Raw genomic sequence first — 18,576 nt, 5'->3', positions numbered from 1 at the left:
GGATCGAGAATCCGACTTGCAAAAGGATCATGGATTTTACCTTGGCCTGCATCCGTTGCCGTGTGCTATGGTCAAGGACGCTTCGGCACGGAAGAGGTCCCGGCGGGGGGCCTCATGAACGGCACGCGGAGACAGAACGACACACGCCATGACATCCTATCGTAAAGTCGGTATCGCATCCCTGATCATGATGGCCTCGGTCCTCTTGAGCCGCGTGATCGGCCTGGCCCGGGAAATGGTTATTGCCTATGCAGGCGGGGCAGGCCCCGAGGTGGACGCCTACCAGGTGGCCTTCGTCATCCCCGAGATATTGAATCACCTCCTGGCCAGCGGGTTTCTTTCGGTCACCTTCATCCCCATCTTTTCCCGGTACCTGGCCATGGATCTGGAGGCGGAAGGTTGGCGGGTCTGTTCCATTATCTTCACCTGTTTCGGCAGCCTCCTGATCCTGCTCATCATCGCGGCGTCGATCCTGGCGCCCCAGCTCATCGACCTGATCGCTCCGGGCCTGGATGACCCCGTCCTCAAGGCCAAAGCCGTTCGGATGACCCGCATCGTCATGCCGGCTCAGTTCTTCTTCTTTACCGGGGGGCTTTTCATGGCGGTCCAGTTCGCCCGGGAACGCTTCACCGTTCCAGCCTTGGCGCCTCTCGTTTATAATCTGGGGATCATCGGGTTCGGAGCCCTTCTGAGTCCATACATGGGAATGGAGGGATTTTCCTGGGGAGCACTGATCGGCGCCTTGGCGGGCAACTGCATCATTCAGTTCTTCGGCGCACGGCGGGTCGGGATGGTCCTGACCCTCCGATTCGAGTTCAGGCATCGGGATCTGAAAGCATACGTCCTTGCCTCTCTGCCGCTCATGGTGGGACTCACCATGAGCTTCTCCACCGAATTCTTTCTGAAATTCTTCGGATCTTATCTGCCTTCAGGCAGCATCGCCGCCCTGACCTACGACCTCAGGATCATGTTCGTTCTGGTCGGCTTTTTCGGCCAGGCGGTGGGAACGGCCTCGTTTCCCTACATGGCCCGCCTGGCCGCCGAAAACCGTTTGCCCGAGATGAACGCGCTGCTGAACATCACGTTGAAATATCTGGCGGCGGTCATTCCTTTTTCCGTGCTGTTTATGGTCCTCCGGTACGAAATCGTGTTGCTGCTTTTCCAGCGGGGCCGTTTCGACGCGGCAGCGACGGCCTTGACCGCGCGCCTCCTCTTTTATCTGATGGCGGGTACCGTCGCTTTTTCAGCCCAATCCATCGTCATTCGCGCCTATTTTGCAGTTCAGAACACGCTGTTTCCATCGGTGTTCTGTTCGGCCGGCGCCCTCCTCAGTATTCCGGTCTACGTGTACAACATGCAGCGATGGGGAGCCGACGGCATTGCGGCTGCCATCTCGCTCTCGGTGGTCTTCCAGGTGTGGCTCCTGTATGCCCTGTGGAATTACCGAAGCCGCAACCTGGAAAGCGCCGGCGTCTACCGCCACTACCTCAAGCTCACCGTCGTCAGCGCGGGAATCGGGGTAGCCCTGGAGCGTTTCAGGACCTGGATCGCCGCAGGCATCGACACCCAGACCCCCGCAGGCGCACTTGCCGCCTCAGTGCTTGTCGGAACAGTCTTTCTGGCCCTGCTTCTCGGGGCTGCACGGCTCTTCAGGATCCGTGAAATCGAGGATATCCGCCAAAAAATGCTGACCCGCGTTCGAACCGTTCTGACGCGGGCCCGGCCCTCCCCCACGGCCGAAAAGGATCGGAAGGCATAGGGGGCGCGTCCCGCGGCGCCCCCCGGAGCAGCCTCAGACAGCTCCCTTCCGGGGCCGCTCGAGCATGATCCGCCCGTCGGCAACGACACACCCACCCCCCTCGGGATACACGATCAGCGGGTTGATGTCCATCTCACGGATCTCGGGGTGATCCGCCGCCAGTTGAGAGAGCTTCATGATGCACTGCTTCAAGGCATCCAGATCCGACGGCGGGTTCCCCCGAACCCCCTCGAGGATCCGGAAGCTCTTGATCTGCCGGATCATATTCTCGGCGCTCAACTCCCACATGGGGGCAAGACGGAATGTCACGTCTTTCATGACCTCCACGAAGATCCCACCGAGACCGAACATGCAGATGGGACCGAAGGCCGGATCCCGCGTGGCCCCCAGGATCACTTCCACTCCCTTCCCCGCCATCTCCACCATAAGGACGCCGTCGATCCGGGCATCTGCCTTGTACCGCAAGGCGTTGGCGATAATCTCGTCATAAGCGGACCGAACGGCTTCAGGCGTCGATAAATTGACTTTTACGCCCCCGGCATCGGATTTATGGATGATGTCGGGGGAGACGATCTTCATGACTGCCGGGAGGCCGACGGCGGCAACAGCGTCGTCGATTTCCGAAGCGTCACGGATCATCCGACGACGGGGCACCGGAAGATGATAGGCCGCGAATATGTCGTAGGCTTCCGCCTCCGATACATAGGCTTTTTCATTCGCCGCCAACTTTACACGGAAGAACCGGGCCACGCCGTCGGCATCGCAGGGCATTCGGGTGATCACCCGGCGGCGCTCCCGGGTGGCCAGACGTTCGCCGAACCGTACCATGGCAGCCATGGACCGGGCTGCGGCTTCGGGAAACACATAGTTGGGTATGCCGTGGGACTGGAGATATTCGACACCTTCGGAGACATCCACCATACCCATGAAGGATCCCAATATCGGCTTGTTCACGTCGGCCGCCACCCGGGGAAGGATCTCCGCCGTCTCGAGAATGTCCGTCATGGCCTGGGGCGTCAGAATGACGATGGCACCGTCGACCCCGTCATCCTCCACCACGGTCCGAATGGCCGCCTCGTAGCGTTCGTGGGTGGCGTCCCCGATGACGTCCACCGGATTGCCGAGGCTCGCCGTGGGCGGCAGGTGCGTCTTGAGTTTGGCCCGTGTCTCTTCGGAAAGGGTCGCCAGTTTCAACCCATGACGGACCGCCGCGTCGGTGGCCATGATTCCCGGGCCGCCGGCGTTGGTGACGATGGCCACCCGATTCCCCCGGGGCAGCGGCTGCTTTGAAAACGCCTCTGCGTAATTGAACAGTTCGTTGATGCCCTCCACCCGCTGGATGCCGCTCTGGTAAAATATGGCGTCGTAGGTGGCGTCGGATCCGGCCAGAGAGCCGGTGTGGGACGCCGCCGCCCTGGCACCCTCTGTCGAGCGTCCCGACTTGACCACGAGGATGGGTTTTCCGGCCTGGTAGGTGATCTCCTTTCCAATCTCCATAAATGCATGGCCGCTGCTGATATCCTCGAGATACATCAGAATCAGCTGGGTATCGGGATCCTCCTTGAGATACCTCAGAAAGTCGATTTCGTTGATGTCGGCCTTGTTCCCGAAGCTGATGAATTTGGAAAAACCGATGTTCCGGCCGGCGGCATAGTCCAGCACCGAGGTGCAAAGGGCACCCGACTGGGATATGAAGGCGATATTTCCGCTTTTGGGCATGATCCGGGCGAAACTGGCGTTCATCCGAATGTCGGGATCGGTGTTGATGATGCCCAGACAGTTGGGGCCGATGATTCGGATTCCGGTGCTCGCCGCGATCTGCTTCAACCGGTTTTCAAGCACCACCCCGTGGCCGCCGATCTCCTTGAACCCGGCGCTGATCACAATACAGCCTTTGATGCCCCGGTCCGCGGCCGACTGAACGATCCCGGGCACCTGGTCAGCGCCGATGATGACGACGGCCAGGTCCACGAAGTCCGGAATTGCCTCCAGGGCGGGATAAGCCTTGACGCCCTGAATCGATTTTTCACGGGGATGAACCGGATAGAGCACGCCTTTGTACCCGGCGCTGAGCAGGTTCTTGAAAGCCGCAAGACCGACGCTTCCCACGCGGTTGCTGGCGCCGATCACGGCGATGGAGCGGGCGTTGATGATCGGATCAATGCCGTTATTTTCGACACGGCCCGCGAATGTTCTCGCTTCTCTGTCGCATGAGTCTCCAGTATACATCATCATCTCCATTCTTGAGGGTTGTCTGCTTCTGCTGTAAGCCATGGCCTTTTCCAGTCTGCTCCCAAGGCAAAGCAAACACCGTGCCATCAAAACAGAACAAATCTGTTTCTGAATATATTCAGAACCTAAAAGGCAGATCGAATCCGAAACATCGATGGGATCGGCGGTGGCGATAGTTGCATGGACTGTCAGAATTTTTTGCGAAGTGACAAGGAGAGGGCAAGGCCGCTTGGCGGCCTCAGGACACTGATTCAGGCGCGGACGCCCCGAAAAAATCCAGGGCCGGATCGGCGATCCGGGGGTCGTCGTATTCGACGAATCGCCCGCTCAGGGAGCGGGGTGCATGGAGGGCCAGCCACGCCGCGACCCGGGCAGGCACCCAGGGCGGCTCGAGCCGCGCCTCCGTCTTGAGTCGCCGGAAATATTCGGCAGTCTCGGGATCCATCGCTCCCGGTCCTTCCTGCCGGATCCGTTCCTGCATCGCGGTATCGACAACGCCCGGCCGGAGGGCCACGGCGGTGATTCGCGGCTCCTCGACGGCGAGAACCGCCGTCAGATGCGTCAGGCCGGCCTTGGCGGCGCAATAGGCGCTCCAGGCCCCGATCGGTTTCCCTGCCGCACCGCTGCTGATGTTGATCACGCGGCCGCGTGTTTCCTGCAGGGCAGGAAGCGCCGCACGGATCAGATAAAACGGGGCCAGCAGGTTGACGGCGATGTTCCCGGCCCACGCGTCGGGGTCGGACCGCGCGATGGTGGCGACAGGCTCGAGGATCCCCGCGTTGTTGACCAGGCCGTCCAGCCGGCCGAACCGATCGAGGGCTTGTTGAACCACCCGATCGCACGCCTCCCGAACGGCCAGATCCGCCGACAGGACCATGGGCGCTCCCCCCAGTGACGCCACCGAACGTGCGACCCGGGTTAACGCTGATTCCGTGCGGGCTGCCAGAACCACTCCCGCGCCGGCTGTACCCAGCCATCGGGCGATCTCGGCACCCAGCCCCCTCGAGGCACCGGTGACAAGAATCACGGGAAAATCGGTCATCCATTACCCCCTTTTTTCATCCGTCCGCAGCAGAAAGACCGTGGACAACCTGTTTACTCCTTGGGGAAAACCATCTTCCCGGCCATGCCGACATCATACCCCTCGATTTGGGCCGCCAATTCCAGAAACGGCTTTTCATGGAGCATGCCGATGAAGAGTTGAACCCCCTGCTCGAAAAAGCGTTCCCGGGTCATCAACAGATCGTACCGTTCCCAGCGAAGGGGAATGAAATCGAGGTCGAGCAGGTTGGCCACCGGACGGATACAGGGCGCGGCATCCGCGCGGCCCGTCAGGATCTCGAGCCCGACGTCGATATGTCGAGCCACTTCAAGATGATATCCATCAATCTGGTCGCCCTTGATTTCTGCGGCGGCAAGCGCCCGGTCGAACAGGAGACGGGTGCCGGTGCCGAGGGGCCGGTTGACCATCCGCAGGCCCGGTCGGGCGAAATCCGCCACAGAGGTGATATCCTTGGGATTGCCCTTCCGCACCAGGATGCCTTGCTCTCGCCGACAGAAATTGACGACTGCGGGCATTCGATCCAGCTCCGCACCGGCAAAGGCGAAATTGTAGTCCTCCTCGTCCTCCTGCAGGAGGTGGCTCGACGCCATATGGCAGAGATCCCGCCGGAGCGCCCTGATTCCCCCCATGCTGCCCAGGTTCCCGAACACCGCCACATGGTCCGTGTGAGTCTGGTTGAAAAGGGTGATGGTCTTTTCCAGAAGCGGATCGTTGCTCCCGGCGATGATGAGAAGACCGTGGTAGGGCGGAAGATGGGTCGATGGCTCCGGATAATTGATGGTGTTGGCTTCAACCCATTGCTCGACAAGATGTTTGGGGAAAAGCCATTTCCCGGTAATTTTGGTGGCGGGGAGGCCTTTTTCCGAGATGAGGGAATAGACCATCTTTTCGTTGATATCCAGGAATTTTGCGACTTCACGGGTGGACAGCAGCTCTTTCATGGCGGTTTTCCTTGGAAACGGTTTTGGCGGGTTCGAAGCCAACGGCGTTGGATGATCTTCATTATAGGTGCTTCACCACCCCTGTCAACACGTTCGTGAAAATGCGGCCGGAAAACATGCTGCTCTGAAATCCCCACCGTTGAGATATCGTTTTGACATTATACCCCCTTTTTGCTATCCAATTGATTTGGTTTGGCTTTGTTTTTCATCAACCGCACCATCGATAAGGAGGAAGTATGGCTAAACGATCGTTTTGGTGGGCCGTCGCATTGGTGTTGATCCTTGCGGGAACGGCAACGGCGGCCGATCCCAAGGTCGGTGGAACGATCATCTTCGGACGCGGCGGCGACAGCTCGGGGCTTGACCCGGCGTTTGAAACCGACGGCAATTCGTTCATGATCTGCGACAACGTATTCGATCAGCTGGTACTCTACGCAGATGAATCGACGGATCTCGTTCCGGGTCTGGCCACCGCCTGGGATGTGAGCGAGGACGGCCTCACCTATACCTTTCATCTGCGCGAAGGCGTCAAATTCCACGACGGCACCGAAATGAACGCCGACGCGGTGGTCTTCTCCATCGGCCGGATGATGAATGAAAAAAAGGTCAAATTCACCGGCGACGCACTGCCGTTTCCGGAAAAACAGCCGCCGGCCGAGTACTGGCTCAGCATGGAGATGGACAATACCATCGACAGCATCGAGGCCCTGGACAACAACACGGTCGTTTTCAAGCTCAAACGCCGCGAGGCGCCGTTTCTGGCCAACATGGCCATGGACTTCGCCGCCATCGTGAGCCCGGCGGCCGTGAGGAAATACGGCGAGGACTTCAGAAGCAACCCCGTCGGCACCGGGCCCTTCAGATTTGTCAAATGGATCAAGGACGACCGGATCATCCTCGAAGCCAACGACGACTACTGGGGCGGCCGCCCCTGCCTGGACCAGGCCATATTCCGCGTCATTCCGGACAACTCGGTCCGCTTTCTGGAACTGAAGACCGGCAACATCTCCATCTGTCAGTTCCCCAATCCCGAGGACATCGAACTGGCGGAAAAGGACGAAAACCTGAAACTGGCAACCCAGCCCGGCATGAATATCGGCTACGTGGGCTTCAACCACACCAAGCCCCTCTGGCAGGATAAGCGGATCCGCAAAGCCATCGCTCTGGCCGTCAATAAGAAGGCCATCGTCGACAACATCTATTACGGCCTCGGCCAGGTCGCCAAGAATACCATTCCCCCGACGATGTGGGGATATAATGACGACGTCATCGACCACCCCTACGATCCGGAAGCCGCCAGAAAACTCCTTCAGGAGGCCGATTTTCAGGGCAAGCTCAAGGCGGCCGGCCAGAACGGGATCAGCCTTTGGAGCATGCCGGTGGCACGACCCTACAATCCCAACGGCATGAAGGTGGGCGAGGCCATCCAGGCCGATCTCAGGAAGGTGGGAATCGACGTGGAATTGGTGACCTTCGAATGGGGTACCTATCTCAAGAAGCAGCGGACTCAACCGCCCGAGATGGATCTCTTCCAGCTGGGGTGGACCGGCGACAACGGAGACCCCGACAATTTCCTCGCAGTGCTCCTGGACGGCATGGCAGACCCCAATGTTCGGACCCAATGGAAAAACGAGGACTACCACAACACCATTGTCAAGGCCAAGCAGGCCAACTCCAGGGATGAACGGATTCAGCTCTACCGTCACGCCCAGGAGCTCATCAACGATGAAGTGCCGCTGATCAACATCGCCCACTCTCTGGTGGTATGGCCTGAATTGAAAACCGTCCGGAACTTCAAGCTCCACCCCACCTCGAGCGTACGGCTCCACAAGGTGTGGGTGGAATAGCGACACCGCCGTCCGTGACGGCCGTTACCGGAGCCGGACAATTGTCGCCCGGCTCTCCGATATCGTTACCCGGACAAGCGTGAGGAAAACATCCTGGCAAGATTCATCCTGCATCGCTTTCTATCCCTGATCCCGACGCTGCTGGGCATCTCGGTCCTCGTCTTTTTCATGATTCACCTGATTCCGGGCGACGCGGCAATATTCCATCTTTGATTACACCAGCATGGTCTTTTCCCTCATCGGGGTCTCCATGCCCATCTTCTGGCTCGGCCTGGTTCTCATGATCATCTTCTCCCTCAACCTGGGGTGGCTGCCCCTTTCGGGAAGACTCAGCTACAACATCAGCCTGGAGACCGTCACCCGCATCTACGTGTTGGACAGCGTCATCACCGGCAACTGGCCGGCCTTCAAAGACGCCCTCCGGCACCTCGTCATGCCGGCCGTCACCCTCTCCACCATCCCCATGGCCATCATCGCCCGCATCACCCGCTCCAGCATGCTGGAGGTGCTGCGCCAGGACTATATCCGGACCGCCAGGGCCAAGGGTTCAGGGGGGAACCATGCTGGTGGCCGCCACCTTCGTGTTGATCAACATGCTGGTGGACATTCTCTATGCCTGGGTCAACCCCCGGATCAAGGTGAGCTGATGAAGACGACCGCCGCATCACTGCAAAACAGCCTTACAGAATCGGAAAAATCCCGCGGCCCTTTGACCGAAGCGCTCCTCCGTCTCCGAAAAAACAGGATCGCCGCGGCCGGCATCCTCATCATTTTCCTCTTTCTGTTCATGGCCCTTTTTTCTCAATGGATCGCGCCCCACGATCCCCTGGCCCAGTCCCTTTACGACAAGCTGAAGCCCCCGGTCTGGGACGAAGGCGGCACATGGACCTATCCCCTGGGCACCGACGATTTCGGCCGGGACCTGTTGAGCCGCATCATCTACGGTGCACGCATCTCCATTCTGGTGGGCATCGTCGCCGTCTCCATCTCCCTCTTTTTCGGGATCCTGGCAGGTGCTATCGCCGGTTTTTACGGGGGAAGGGCCGACAACCTCATCATGCGGCTCATGGACATCCTGCTGGCCTTTCCCGCCATCCTGCTGGCCATCGTCATCGTGGCCTTTCTGGGCCCCAGCCTGAGAAACGCCATGATGGCCATCGGGGTCGTCGGCATCCCGCGTTACGCCCGGATCGTACGCGGATCGGTTCTGGAGGAATATGGCAAGGACTGTGTCCAGGCGGCACGGGCACTGGGGGCGGGGGACGCGCGGATGATCTTCGTCCACATCCTCCCCAACTGTCTGGCGCCCCTCATCGTTCAGACGACTTTGGGGTTCGCTTCGGCCATCCTCGAGGCCCCGGCCCTGAGCTTCCTGGGACTGGGGGCTCAACCGCCGACCCCCGAATGGGGCGCCATGCTGGCCAACGGGCGTGCGCTGATTCTCAGGGCCTGGTGGGCGGTCACTTTTCCCGGGCTGATGATTCTCTTCGCCGTTCTCGGGTTCAACCTTCTGGGGGACGGTTTGAGGGATGCGCTGGATCCCAGACTTCGGGAATAGACCCTTTTGAAAAACCTGCACGGCCATTCCGCATCCACGACCCCTCCCGGTCCGCGGATTGGCAAGAGGAATTGACATGCCGGAACCTCTGCTCGACGTCAGCGGCCTCAAGACTTATTTTTTCACCGACCGCGGCAAGGCCAAGGCCGTGGACAACGTCAGCTTCTCGCTCTTTCCCGGCAGAACCCTCGCCGTGGTGGGGGAATCAGGATGCGGCAAGAGCGTCACCGCCCTCTCGATCATGCGTCTCATCCCCGATCCGCCGGGACGGATCGTGGACGGCAGGATCCGGTTCGACGGCACCGACCTGTTGACCCTCCCGGAGCGGCAGATGCGCCGGATCCGGGGAAACCAGATCTCCATGATCTTCCAGGAGCCCATGACCTCCCTCAACCCGGTGTTTCGCGTAAAAGAACAGATCATCGAGGTTCTCAGGCTTCACCAGCGGCTTTCCAGGAGGGCGGCGCTGGAACGGGCCGTGGAACTGCTGCGGCAAGTGGGCATCCCCTCCCCCGAGCGACGGGTGAACGACTACCCCCACCAGATGAGCGGCGGCATGCGGCAGCGGGTGATGATCGCCATGGCCCTGGCCTGCAGTCCGCGCCTCATTATCGCCGACGAGCCCACCACGGCCCTGGACGTGACCATCCAGGCCCAGATCCTGGAACTCATGGACACGCTGCGGCGAAAGACCGGCACCGCCATCCTTCTCATCACCCATGATCTTGCGGTGGTGGCCGAAACCGCCGAGCATGTGGTGGTGATGTACGCGGGACGCATCGTGGAGGCGGCCGACGTCAAAACACTCTTCAATCGTCCCCTGCACCCTTACACCCAAGGGCTCATGCGATCTATTCCCGGGGCGGCGACATCCGATCGGGCCCGGCTGGCGGCAATCCCCGGCGTAGTGCCGAACCTCCTTTCCCTTCCCGGCGGATGCAAATTCAGCGATCGTTGCGATCGGGTATTCGATCGGTGCATCGATGCCGAGCCCGGCCTGATCGAAGTCGACGGCCATGCGGTGCGATGCCGGCTCTACGAGGAGGCATGATGGAAAATCGCCGTGAACCAGGCGGTGGGACGACCGGACGTGACACACTGGTGAGTCTGCGGGGTGTCAAGAAATACTATGCCGCGCCCGGCGAGGCCGCCGTCGGAAAATGGGGTGCCGTCAAGGCCGTGGACGGCATCGATCTCGATATATACCGGGGTGAGACCCTGGGGCTGGTGGGAGAGAGCGGCTGCGGAAAATCGACCCTGGGACGGACCATCCTGCGGTTGGAGGAGCCGACGGCAGGGGAGATTCGCTTTGACGGCCGGGACATCCTGGCCCTGGGTCGACGGGCCCTCAGGCCCCTCCGGCGGAAAATGCAGATCATCTTCCAGGACCCCTACGCCTCCCTCAATCCACGCATGACGGTGGGCCGGATCATCGCCGAAGCCCTGGTCATCCACCGGGTTGGAACCCCTCTCCAGCGGCTGGAACGGGTTCGGGAGATCATGAAACTCGTGGGACTCCGGCCGGAGGTCATCAACCGATACCCTCACGAGTTCAGCGGGGGCCAGCGGCAGCGCATCGGCATCGGTCGTGCACTGGTCCTCCAGCCGGAGTTGATCATCTGCGACGAACCGGTGTCGGCCCTGGACGTCTCCATCCAGGCTCAGGTCATCAATCTCCTCATGGATCTCCAGGAGCGGTTTCGCCTGACCTATCTCTTCGTCTCCCACGACCTCTCGGTGGTCCGGCACATCAGCGACCGCGTCGCCGTCATGTATCTGGGGCGCCTCGTGGAGCTGCGGAGAAAATCCGACCTGTACGCCGACCCCCTGCACCCTTACACCCAGGCGCTGCTCGACGCCGCGCCCGTGCCCGATGTCAACTCGACCCGGCAGCGAAGCATCCCGGCCGGCGATCTCCCGAGCCCCCTCTCGCCGCCCGAAGGCTGCCATTTTCACCCCCGGTGTCCCCATGTGATGGACCGCTGCCGAAAGGATGTCCCGGCATGTCATGAGCCCCGTCCGGGCCATTGGGTGCGTTGTTTTCTTTATGACGGGTCGGGGAGAGGCGGTCAGTAGATCCCCAGGTTCGCCGGAATCCCGTGGATCCCCATCCTGGCGGCCTTCATCCGGAGAAATTCAGAAACATTCACGGCCGCACCACCGTTTCAGAGAGCCTCGTATTGAACGAGTTTTCAACATCCCAGCACGGATACGCCCGCGGGACAACGCCTCTTTTGGGGGATGATCCGCGGCTTCCAACAGGATTGCTTTTTTCAAAGGAATTATATATGTAGGGGCCGAATCATGTGAGCCCAATCTGAAAAGACCAGACAGTTAGGAGACCTTATCCCAATGGCAGACAAAAAACGAATCCTCAGCGGGATGCGCCCCACCGGCCCGCTTCACCTGGGGAACCTTCACGGCGCTTTGGAGAATTGGATCGACATGCAGGAGCGGTATGACTGTTTTTTTTTCATCGCCGACTGGCATGCCCTCACCAGCAACTACGAGCATCCGGAAAAGATTCCGGACTACGTGAAGCAGATGATGATCGACTGGCTCAGCGTCGGGCTCTCTCCGGAAAAGAGCACGCTCTTCGTGCAGTCCCATATCAAGGAACACGCTGAGCTCTTTCTTCTGCTCGCCATGATCACGCCGGTGCCGTGGCTGGAGCGCGTCCCCACCTACAAGGACCAGATCGTTCAGCTCGCCGGCAAAGACCTGTCGACATACGGGTTTCTCGGCTATCCCCTGCTGCAGGCCGCCGACATCATCATCTACAAAGCCGACGGGGTTCCCGTGGGCGTGGATCAGGTTCCCCACGTGGAGATCACCCGGGAGATCGCCAGACGCTTCAACTACCTCTACAGGGAAATATTTCCGGAACCCCAGGCCATACTCACCGAGACCTCGAAGATCCTCGGATGGGACCGACGGAAAATGAGCAAAAGCTACGACAACGCCATTTACCTGTCCGATTCCCCCGAGGAGATCATGGAAAAGGTATCGAAATTCGTTACGGACCCGGCCCGAAAGCTCAAGAGTGATCCTGGAAACCCGGATATCTGCAACGTCTTCGATTTTCACAAGCTTTACAGTCCCAAGGAAACCGTTGATGAGATCCGTCATCAGTGCCGATCGGCCCAGATCGGCTGCGTCGCCTGCAAAAAGAAGATGGCCAAAAACCTCATCGCCTTTCTGGAGCCTATCCGGGAGAAACGGGCCTACTATGAAAAACGGCCCGAACTCCTCGCCGAGATCATCCTCACCGGCGGCAACAAAGCCCGGGAGTCGGCCCAGAGAACCATGGAGGAGGTGCGGGCGGCCATGAGCATCTAGCGCGGTAACCGGGAGGCTTAAGAGCCTCCCGGCCGCAGCCCCGTTTTGCCATGTCGGATCACCGATACGAAGTCAAGGTCGAGAACATTTTCGAAGGCCCCATGGATCTTCTCGTCTATCTCATCCACAAGAACGAGGTGGACATCTATGACATCCCCATCGCCCTCATCACCGAGCAGTACCTCGAGTACATCGACTGGATGAAGGCCATGAACGTCGATTTCGCAGGAGATTTCCTGCTCATGGCCGCTACCCTCACCCAGATCAAATCGCGGATGCTGCTCCCGATCCACGAGGGCGATGAAGCGGACGAGGAAGACCCGCGCCTGGAGATCACCCGGCCCCTCGTGGAGTACCTCCGCATGAAATCGGCGGCGGAGCGGCTCGCCCTCCGGCCGATACTCGGCGAAGACACATTTACCCGGGCCCCGGGTAAAGCGGAGATCGAACCGGATCCGGAAGACGGGTTCATCCAGGTCAGTCTCTTCGATCTCATCGACGCCTTTCAGCGGATCATCGAGAACATGCCCGGGGAGCACGGCGTCGATTTCGACACCGAACGCTTCTCCATCAAGGACAAAATCGCCTACATCATCGAGATGCTGGAGGAAAAGGGATCCGTGACCTTCACGGACCTCTTCGCCCGAAACGCCGAAAAGGAAGAGATGATCGCAACCTTTCTGGCGCTTCTCGAGATGGGCAAGCTCGGTCTGGTCCGCATCACCCAACACGTTCAGAGCGGCACCATCCGGTTGTTTTACCAGTGAACGACGATCTCAGACACATCATCGAAAGCCTGCTCTTCGCTTCGGAGTCGCCCCTTTCCATCCGGCGCATGGCAGAGGTCCTCGAGACAGAGGACCTCTCCGCCGTTAAAGCGGCCGTGGACAGGCTTTCCGACGAATACGAACGGCGCAGGGGCGGCTTCTACCTGACGGCGGTCGCCGGCGGATACCAGCTGAGGACCCGCCCCGAGCACAAGGAATGGATTCGGCGGCTGCACCGCAACAGTCCAACCCGACTGAGCAGGGCCGCCATGGAGACCCTGGCCGTCGTCGCCTACAAGCAGCCGGTGCTCAGGAGCGATATCGAACACATCCGCGGGGTCGACTGCGGCGGCGTCCTCCGGGTGCTTCTGGAGCGGAAGATCATCAAGATCCTCGGCCGGAAGGAGATGCCGGGACGCCCCCTCCTCTACGGCACGACCCGCAAATTCCTGGAGATGTTCAACCTCGAGAACCTCAAGGACCTGCCCACCCCCAGGGAGCTCGCCCCGGAAAAGTCCGGGACGGCGGGAGGATCGGACCGGCAGGAATCCGCGGAACCGGCAGCGGACAATGGGCCGGAAGAGGCATCGGCACCCGCGCCAAACCTCATCGATCCTGGAGCGGATGCGCCTGGGAAGACCGCTTTGCCCGAACACCTGCCGATGATCATTGAAGATCCCTCCCCCGCCGCCTATCCGAAACCCGACCTGGAACCGGATACAGAACAGGATGTACCGCCGGATGATGCACAGCCGGATATAGATCCGTCCGACTCGCCCGACAACGGCGACCCGCAAAAAAAAACTTGACCTGACCCGGAGAAACCTTTATAGAAGCCCCATAGCTGAACGGGCGATTAACTCAGCGGGAGAGTGCTACCTTCACACGGTAGAAGTCACTGGTTCAAATCCAGTATCGCCCACCATGGAAATCAAGGGGTCAGGCTTAATCAGCCAACCCCTTTTTTATTTCTGTTGCCGGTTTACCGCCACAAGTTCAAAACACACACATCCCGGTCGGCAGGCGGCGCCATGGTTTATCGAAGGCCGAATCGTTTTCCCCTTTGACGCCGTTCATGTGAATTTCATGCTGGCGGCAGCTTGACTCGGATGTCGATTTTACCGAATCCCCTCGAGGGCGTAACCGTCTGAGTCACGGTAGAGCACAAGTATTTCGGATGGGTCTTCCAGAAAGGTAAAATCAAGCAATTCCTTGGACCATATCTCCGACTGCCATGTCTCCACAATGCGATCTCCCATCCATTTAACGCCCACGACCTGGCCGGACCTCTGCCGACCCGCTCCCCCGACGCCGGCAATCGCCTTCATCAAGCCCGCACCTTCAGAATGCAAGGTAAACAACTGATCCTGAAAATCGCGCCTCCTTTCAAATCTTCTGGCGGTATAAACATCGTCAAACGTCTTCCGATCGAACCCTCCCAGATACAAATCCTGCTTGCGCTTCAGCGGATAGGAAAGTGCATGGTACGCCCCCAACGCCCTCTCCCCCGAAGCCGCCAGGCGTTCCTCCGGCAAGAGATAGCCGTGCAGACGACCGTCGGGCTCCAGAATCATGATACGATTCTCATCGTCCGAAACGCCGTTGAACTGGTAAATGCCGTGAACCCCCCGGGCAGGCTCATAGGGGGCAGCCGCCTCCAGCCGCTGACGCGACGGCTGCCATACCAATCGATGAATCGGGCCTTCATATTGCCGGTACGTTCCCTGGCGCTGGGCCAAGGGGATGCGATCGCCGCGGCCGTCCCGGATCACCCTGAAGTAGTAAGGCGCATTCTCCGCAAGCGTGTGCAACGATCCGTCTTTGAAACCAACAATCCACGAACACAAACGGTTATCTTTTTTCCCTATGGTTTCAGTTTGTTGAGCAAGCGTTACCAGCAGCTCGTCTCCCGGATTTCCATCCAGATCGCACGCATGCAGGTGCAACGGATAGACATCATTCACGGGAAAGGATTTGCGTGAAATCTCCTTGAGCGCGCCGGCTTCGATGCGAAAGATCACCAGATCCTTTTGGCCCAGACATGCGATTTCCCTTCCCGTTCCGCCTGGAATATCGCATGCCGTCACCCGCGTGTAGGGTTCCGCTAAAGCAAAATAATCCGTCGAGGGTTCTTCCGGAGGCTGCCGGATAGAAGATGCTTCAGGCCGGGGAGTCGGAAGGGTGCCGCGATTGGAAACCTTTCCGGGAACTGCCGACAGTGATGGTGCCGCAACATTCTCATGAAAGATAATGCGCCTGTCCGGAGGAGCGGTTGTTACCCGGCACACCAGAGCGCCGTTCCCGCTCAGCTCAAGAAAAAAATCCTGCAGGTCGGACCTTGGAGATTTCCCTTCCACAAGGCGGACATCAAAGCCCGCTTCCAGCAGATCTTCGATAATCGCATCGTGGACCACGGCCAAAGACGCTCCGACCGCCTTTTCGACATAAATTCGTGGAAGCGGAGGCGTCATAACCAGATCATTCGGCATTGTCGGTTTTTTCATCTGAACAGCGACACGTGCCATCACGGTCTTTTCAAAAAGGGCTTCCACCTCGATCCAGGCCGTCCGAACCTGCATGGCCGGTGAACGGTGGGGCTGATTTTGACTGACTATAAGCCACTGGCCCTTTTGTAAAGGATAGCCGGCTTTTTTATCAAAAAGCACCCGACCGTCACCGACCTCCTGGATCGTACCCACCATCTGAAATGGTTCGGGACAAACCCTTTTCAATTGAGGAACGAGCGTCGGAAAGGGATTTTCCATCGCACCTGCACGCATTTCCATCGCAATCAGGAATACCGGGATAAGCGCATAGCTCCATTTCAAAAGCCCTTTCCGATTCATGGGATATGAACTCCTTTCGATTTCAGATATCAGTTCGTCTTGTAGGAATTATGCAAATTTATTACCATGTCCATGTCAGCTCGATGGTATCCATGAAGGCGATTTCGTCATTCGAACTCGCGGTTTCGGAATCCCAGATATCTTCGATTGCGTCGCCCGGATTGAACACGGCAATATTGTTGCCGACGCTGAAATGCGGACCGAATTGATATCGCAGCAGAAGGTCGAACTCCATGCCCACATCGCTGTCGACGTCGCGACCGAGCAATTCTTCCATTCCGTCGCTGGTATCAAACCAGAATTGCATGATCTGCGCTTGATAGGATAAATCACCGAACTTTCCTTTGGCGCCCAGCCCCAACATAATCAAGCCCGGCGCATCGCCGGAAGAAGAATTGCTGATACCGCCGTAGCCGGGTGTTTGCGCTATGCCCCTGGCTTTGGGAAGAAAGTTGAAATTCCCGCTGTAGAGATGAGTGCCCAGCGTAGGAACCAACCGATAGATAAAGGCGTTTTCCATACCGAAGGTGGGGGTGTAGCGTGAAATATCCGTGATGGAGTTGAATGCCTCGATGTCGTCATCGTTCGGATCGTCGTCTCCTTCCTCATATTTGAGGCCGATATAGGGCACAAACCGGGGATCCAGCTCGACTTCAACAGATCCATAGGCAGCAAGGGCACTGATGTCATAGCTCTGCCCTGTTCTATCATAGGTGTCTGTATCGCCTACGGCATAGGCGAGTTCCAGGCGCGGTGTGACAATGCCGATCTTGCCGTAAGCTTCGGCGCCGAAATAGTGCGTCTTGGCGTTGGCAGCCGGCTCATCGCTGTTATCGCTGTAGGCATAAAACGGCGATATGGCCATGGGCCCCCACTGGTATGTCAGTTTGAGGCTGTAGACTTGCCAGTCCAGATCGTCCGCATCCAAGGGGCCTATGGCCGCGCCCTTATCCATATTCTCGATTTTATCAAATATGGAAAGATAAAGGGCTTCCCAGGAAAAATTTTCCCCCACCGTTCCGCTGAAGCCGACATAGGGATGATCGTCCCCGTAGACCAGACCGCCGGTTTGAATATCCAGGGCTTTCGTATTCCATCCGGTCAGGATGCCGAATGGACCGAAATTGTAAGTGAAATTCAATTTTTCGATACCGAAATCCTCGCCGGTCATTCCGGAATCGACCGGGGAGGTATTGTCGGCGCCCCGATCGCCGTTATCTTTGTTGAGATTGAAATCCGCCTCCAGAATGATCATGAAATCCCAGTTTTCACCCTTGCCCAACCATCCGATACGGGCCTCGTTGCGGATGGAAAAGTCGGACATCGCGCCATTCTCATCTAAAATATAATCTCGGTTGGTGTCGTCGCTGTTGAAGTCCACATCGCTCAAAAATGTCGGAAAGGTCTTTAGGCTACCCATGAACTGTACGTCAATATCGCCGCTTTTGAGGGACATGGTTCCCATTTCAGCCCAGAGCGGAGATGATGCAAGACATAGTCCTAAAAAAACCATGATTCCCATTTTCCATCGCCTTGTCATTTGGCTCATGCTGTTTTCTCCTCCCATTTGAATTGTTATGATTGAACATCCTATAAGAAAACCGGTTTCACCTCCTTTCCATACGGATTCGGAATCATACATATGGGTTCTTCCGGGCAAATTCGTGGAAAATGCCCGCTATCGTGACCTCAACAAGTATCAGATCGCTTTATTGGAAAAAATCTTGTTTTTTCGTGTTGCCTTATACCAGATGGGATATGGGATTATCAATCAAAATTAACTTCTCCATGAAAAAATTAATCTTAACGTTTAAATAATATTCAGATAATATATAAACGTAATTTATATTCCCGCAGATAAAAATTACAGACAGAATACGAGCGGATATGGACATTCCTGCGAAGCCTTCATTGCGGTAGAAGTCCGTCAGGTGGAACAATCCGACGACAATGCACGATGGTATACGCCGCTTCAACCGAAAAGAGGCCGCCGACACATAACACCCTCTCTATCAGCTGTATTATCGACCGGGCTGGACTGTGACGGTGGATCCGGGTTTTCAGGATCGACTTGACAAAGGAAAACAGCGAAAGATATTTTCTGATTATAACGGATTTTGGGGAGGCTGATTTTGGTGGAGCACAATATGTTGAAAATGAATCAGCTTGAATCACAACATATTGATATGACTTAAGATATTTTGGACTAGATTTTTGATTAATG

13 protein-coding genes and 1 tRNA gene are annotated in these 18,576 nt (G+C 58.0%); 9 read left to right on the top strand and 5 right to left on the bottom strand.

Going from position 1 to position 18,576, the window contains the following annotated elements; genetic code table 11:
• The first annotated feature begins 148 nt into the window (after positions 1-148).
• A complete protein-coding gene (murJ, locus tag AB7S84_RS11915; RefSeq protein ID WP_020877937.1) occupies positions 149-1,759 on the top strand; it encodes a murein biosynthesis integral membrane protein MurJ in 1,611 nt (536 codons plus the stop codon).
• A gap of 33 nt (positions 1,760-1,792) precedes the next feature.
• Here the strand turns inward: murJ and AB7S84_RS11910 are convergent, their stop codons facing one another.
• From AB7S84_RS11910 to AB7S84_RS11900, 3 genes are all read right to left on the bottom strand, one after another.
• Positions 1,793-4,033 carry an acetate--CoA ligase family protein gene (locus AB7S84_RS11910; RefSeq protein ID WP_428154650.1) on the bottom strand — a complete coding sequence of 747 codons (2,241 nt, stop codon included), beginning with the start codon at positions 4,031-4,033 and terminating at the stop codon, positions 1,793-1,795.
• Positions 4,034-4,229: 196 nt separating this feature from the next.
• On the bottom strand, positions 4,230-5,033 hold the full coding sequence (locus tag AB7S84_RS11905) for an SDR family NAD(P)-dependent oxidoreductase (protein ID WP_428154648.1): 804 nt from the start codon (positions 5,031-5,033) through the stop codon (positions 4,230-4,232).
• Between the two features lie 53 nt (positions 5,034-5,086).
• The gene (locus AB7S84_RS11900) at positions 5,087-5,995 is read right to left on the bottom strand and encodes a helix-turn-helix transcriptional regulator (protein WP_020877934.1); all 909 of its coding nucleotides are present in this window, start codon (positions 5,993-5,995) and stop codon (positions 5,087-5,089) included.
• A 236-nt stretch (positions 5,996-6,231) separates the two neighbouring features.
• Here AB7S84_RS11900 and AB7S84_RS11895 point away from each other — a divergent pair, with 236 nt between their 5' ends.
• The 8 genes from AB7S84_RS11895 (at position 6,232) to AB7S84_RS11860 (ending at position 14,431) form a co-directional block, all read left to right on the top strand.
• Entirely contained in the window at positions 6,232-7,842 is a 1,611-nt protein-coding gene (locus AB7S84_RS11895) for an ABC transporter substrate-binding protein (protein WP_428154645.1), read from the top strand.
• Between the two features lie 205 nt (positions 7,843-8,047).
• Entirely contained in the window at positions 8,048-9,400 is a 1,353-nt protein-coding gene (locus AB7S84_RS11890; RefSeq protein ID WP_428154653.1) for an ABC transporter permease subunit, read from the top strand.
• A gap of 76 nt (positions 9,401-9,476) precedes the next feature.
• Positions 9,477-10,451: an ABC transporter ATP-binding protein gene (locus AB7S84_RS11885; protein WP_428154643.1), complete on the top strand. Its 975-nt coding sequence runs from the start codon at positions 9,477-9,479 to the stop codon at positions 10,449-10,451.
• Complete coding sequence (locus tag AB7S84_RS11880) at positions 10,448-11,476, top strand: ABC transporter ATP-binding protein (RefSeq protein ID WP_269466182.1); 1,029 nt, start codon at positions 10,448-10,450, stop codon at positions 11,474-11,476. Before AB7S84_RS11885 ends, AB7S84_RS11880 begins: the two co-directional genes overlap by 4 nt.
• 276 nt (positions 11,477-11,752) lie before the next feature.
• On the top strand, positions 11,753-12,739 hold the full coding sequence (gene trpS, locus AB7S84_RS11875; protein WP_020877928.1) for a tryptophan--tRNA ligase: 987 nt from the start codon (positions 11,753-11,755) through the stop codon (positions 12,737-12,739).
• A 50-nt stretch (positions 12,740-12,789) separates the two neighbouring features.
• Positions 12,790-13,506, top strand: coding sequence for a segregation and condensation protein A (locus tag AB7S84_RS11870; RefSeq protein WP_020877927.1), 717 nt, complete (start codon positions 12,790-12,792; stop codon positions 13,504-13,506).
• The gene (gene scpB / locus AB7S84_RS11865) at positions 13,503-14,315 is read left to right on the top strand and encodes an SMC-Scp complex subunit ScpB (protein WP_020877926.1); all 813 of its coding nucleotides are present in this window, start codon (positions 13,503-13,505) and stop codon (positions 14,313-14,315) included. Before AB7S84_RS11870 ends, scpB begins: the two co-directional genes overlap by 4 nt.
• A gap of 41 nt (positions 14,316-14,356) precedes the next feature.
• Positions 14,357-14,431 (top strand) — tRNA-Val (locus tag AB7S84_RS11860).
• 193 nt (positions 14,432-14,624) lie between these two features.
• Here AB7S84_RS11860 and AB7S84_RS11855 read toward each other — a convergent pair.
• Both AB7S84_RS11855 and AB7S84_RS11850 read right to left on the bottom strand, forming a co-directional pair.
• On the bottom strand, positions 14,625-16,352 hold the full coding sequence (locus AB7S84_RS11855) for a hypothetical protein (protein ID WP_020877925.1): 1,728 nt from the start codon (positions 16,350-16,352) through the stop codon (positions 14,625-14,627).
• 61 nt (positions 16,353-16,413) lie between these two features.
• On the bottom strand, positions 16,414-17,901 hold the full coding sequence (locus AB7S84_RS11850; RefSeq protein ID WP_020877924.1) for a hypothetical protein: 1,488 nt from the start codon (positions 17,899-17,901) through the stop codon (positions 16,414-16,416).
• Positions 17,902-18,576 lie beyond the last annotated feature (675 nt).

This window comes from Desulfococcus sp. (assembly GCF_050178255.1).
Taxonomy (GTDB): domain Bacteria; phylum Desulfobacterota; class Desulfobacteria; order Desulfobacterales; family Desulfococcaceae; genus Desulfococcus; species Desulfococcus multivorans.
Note: the sequence above shows the minus strand (reverse complement) of the source record. Positions and strands in the feature narration are given on the sequence as shown.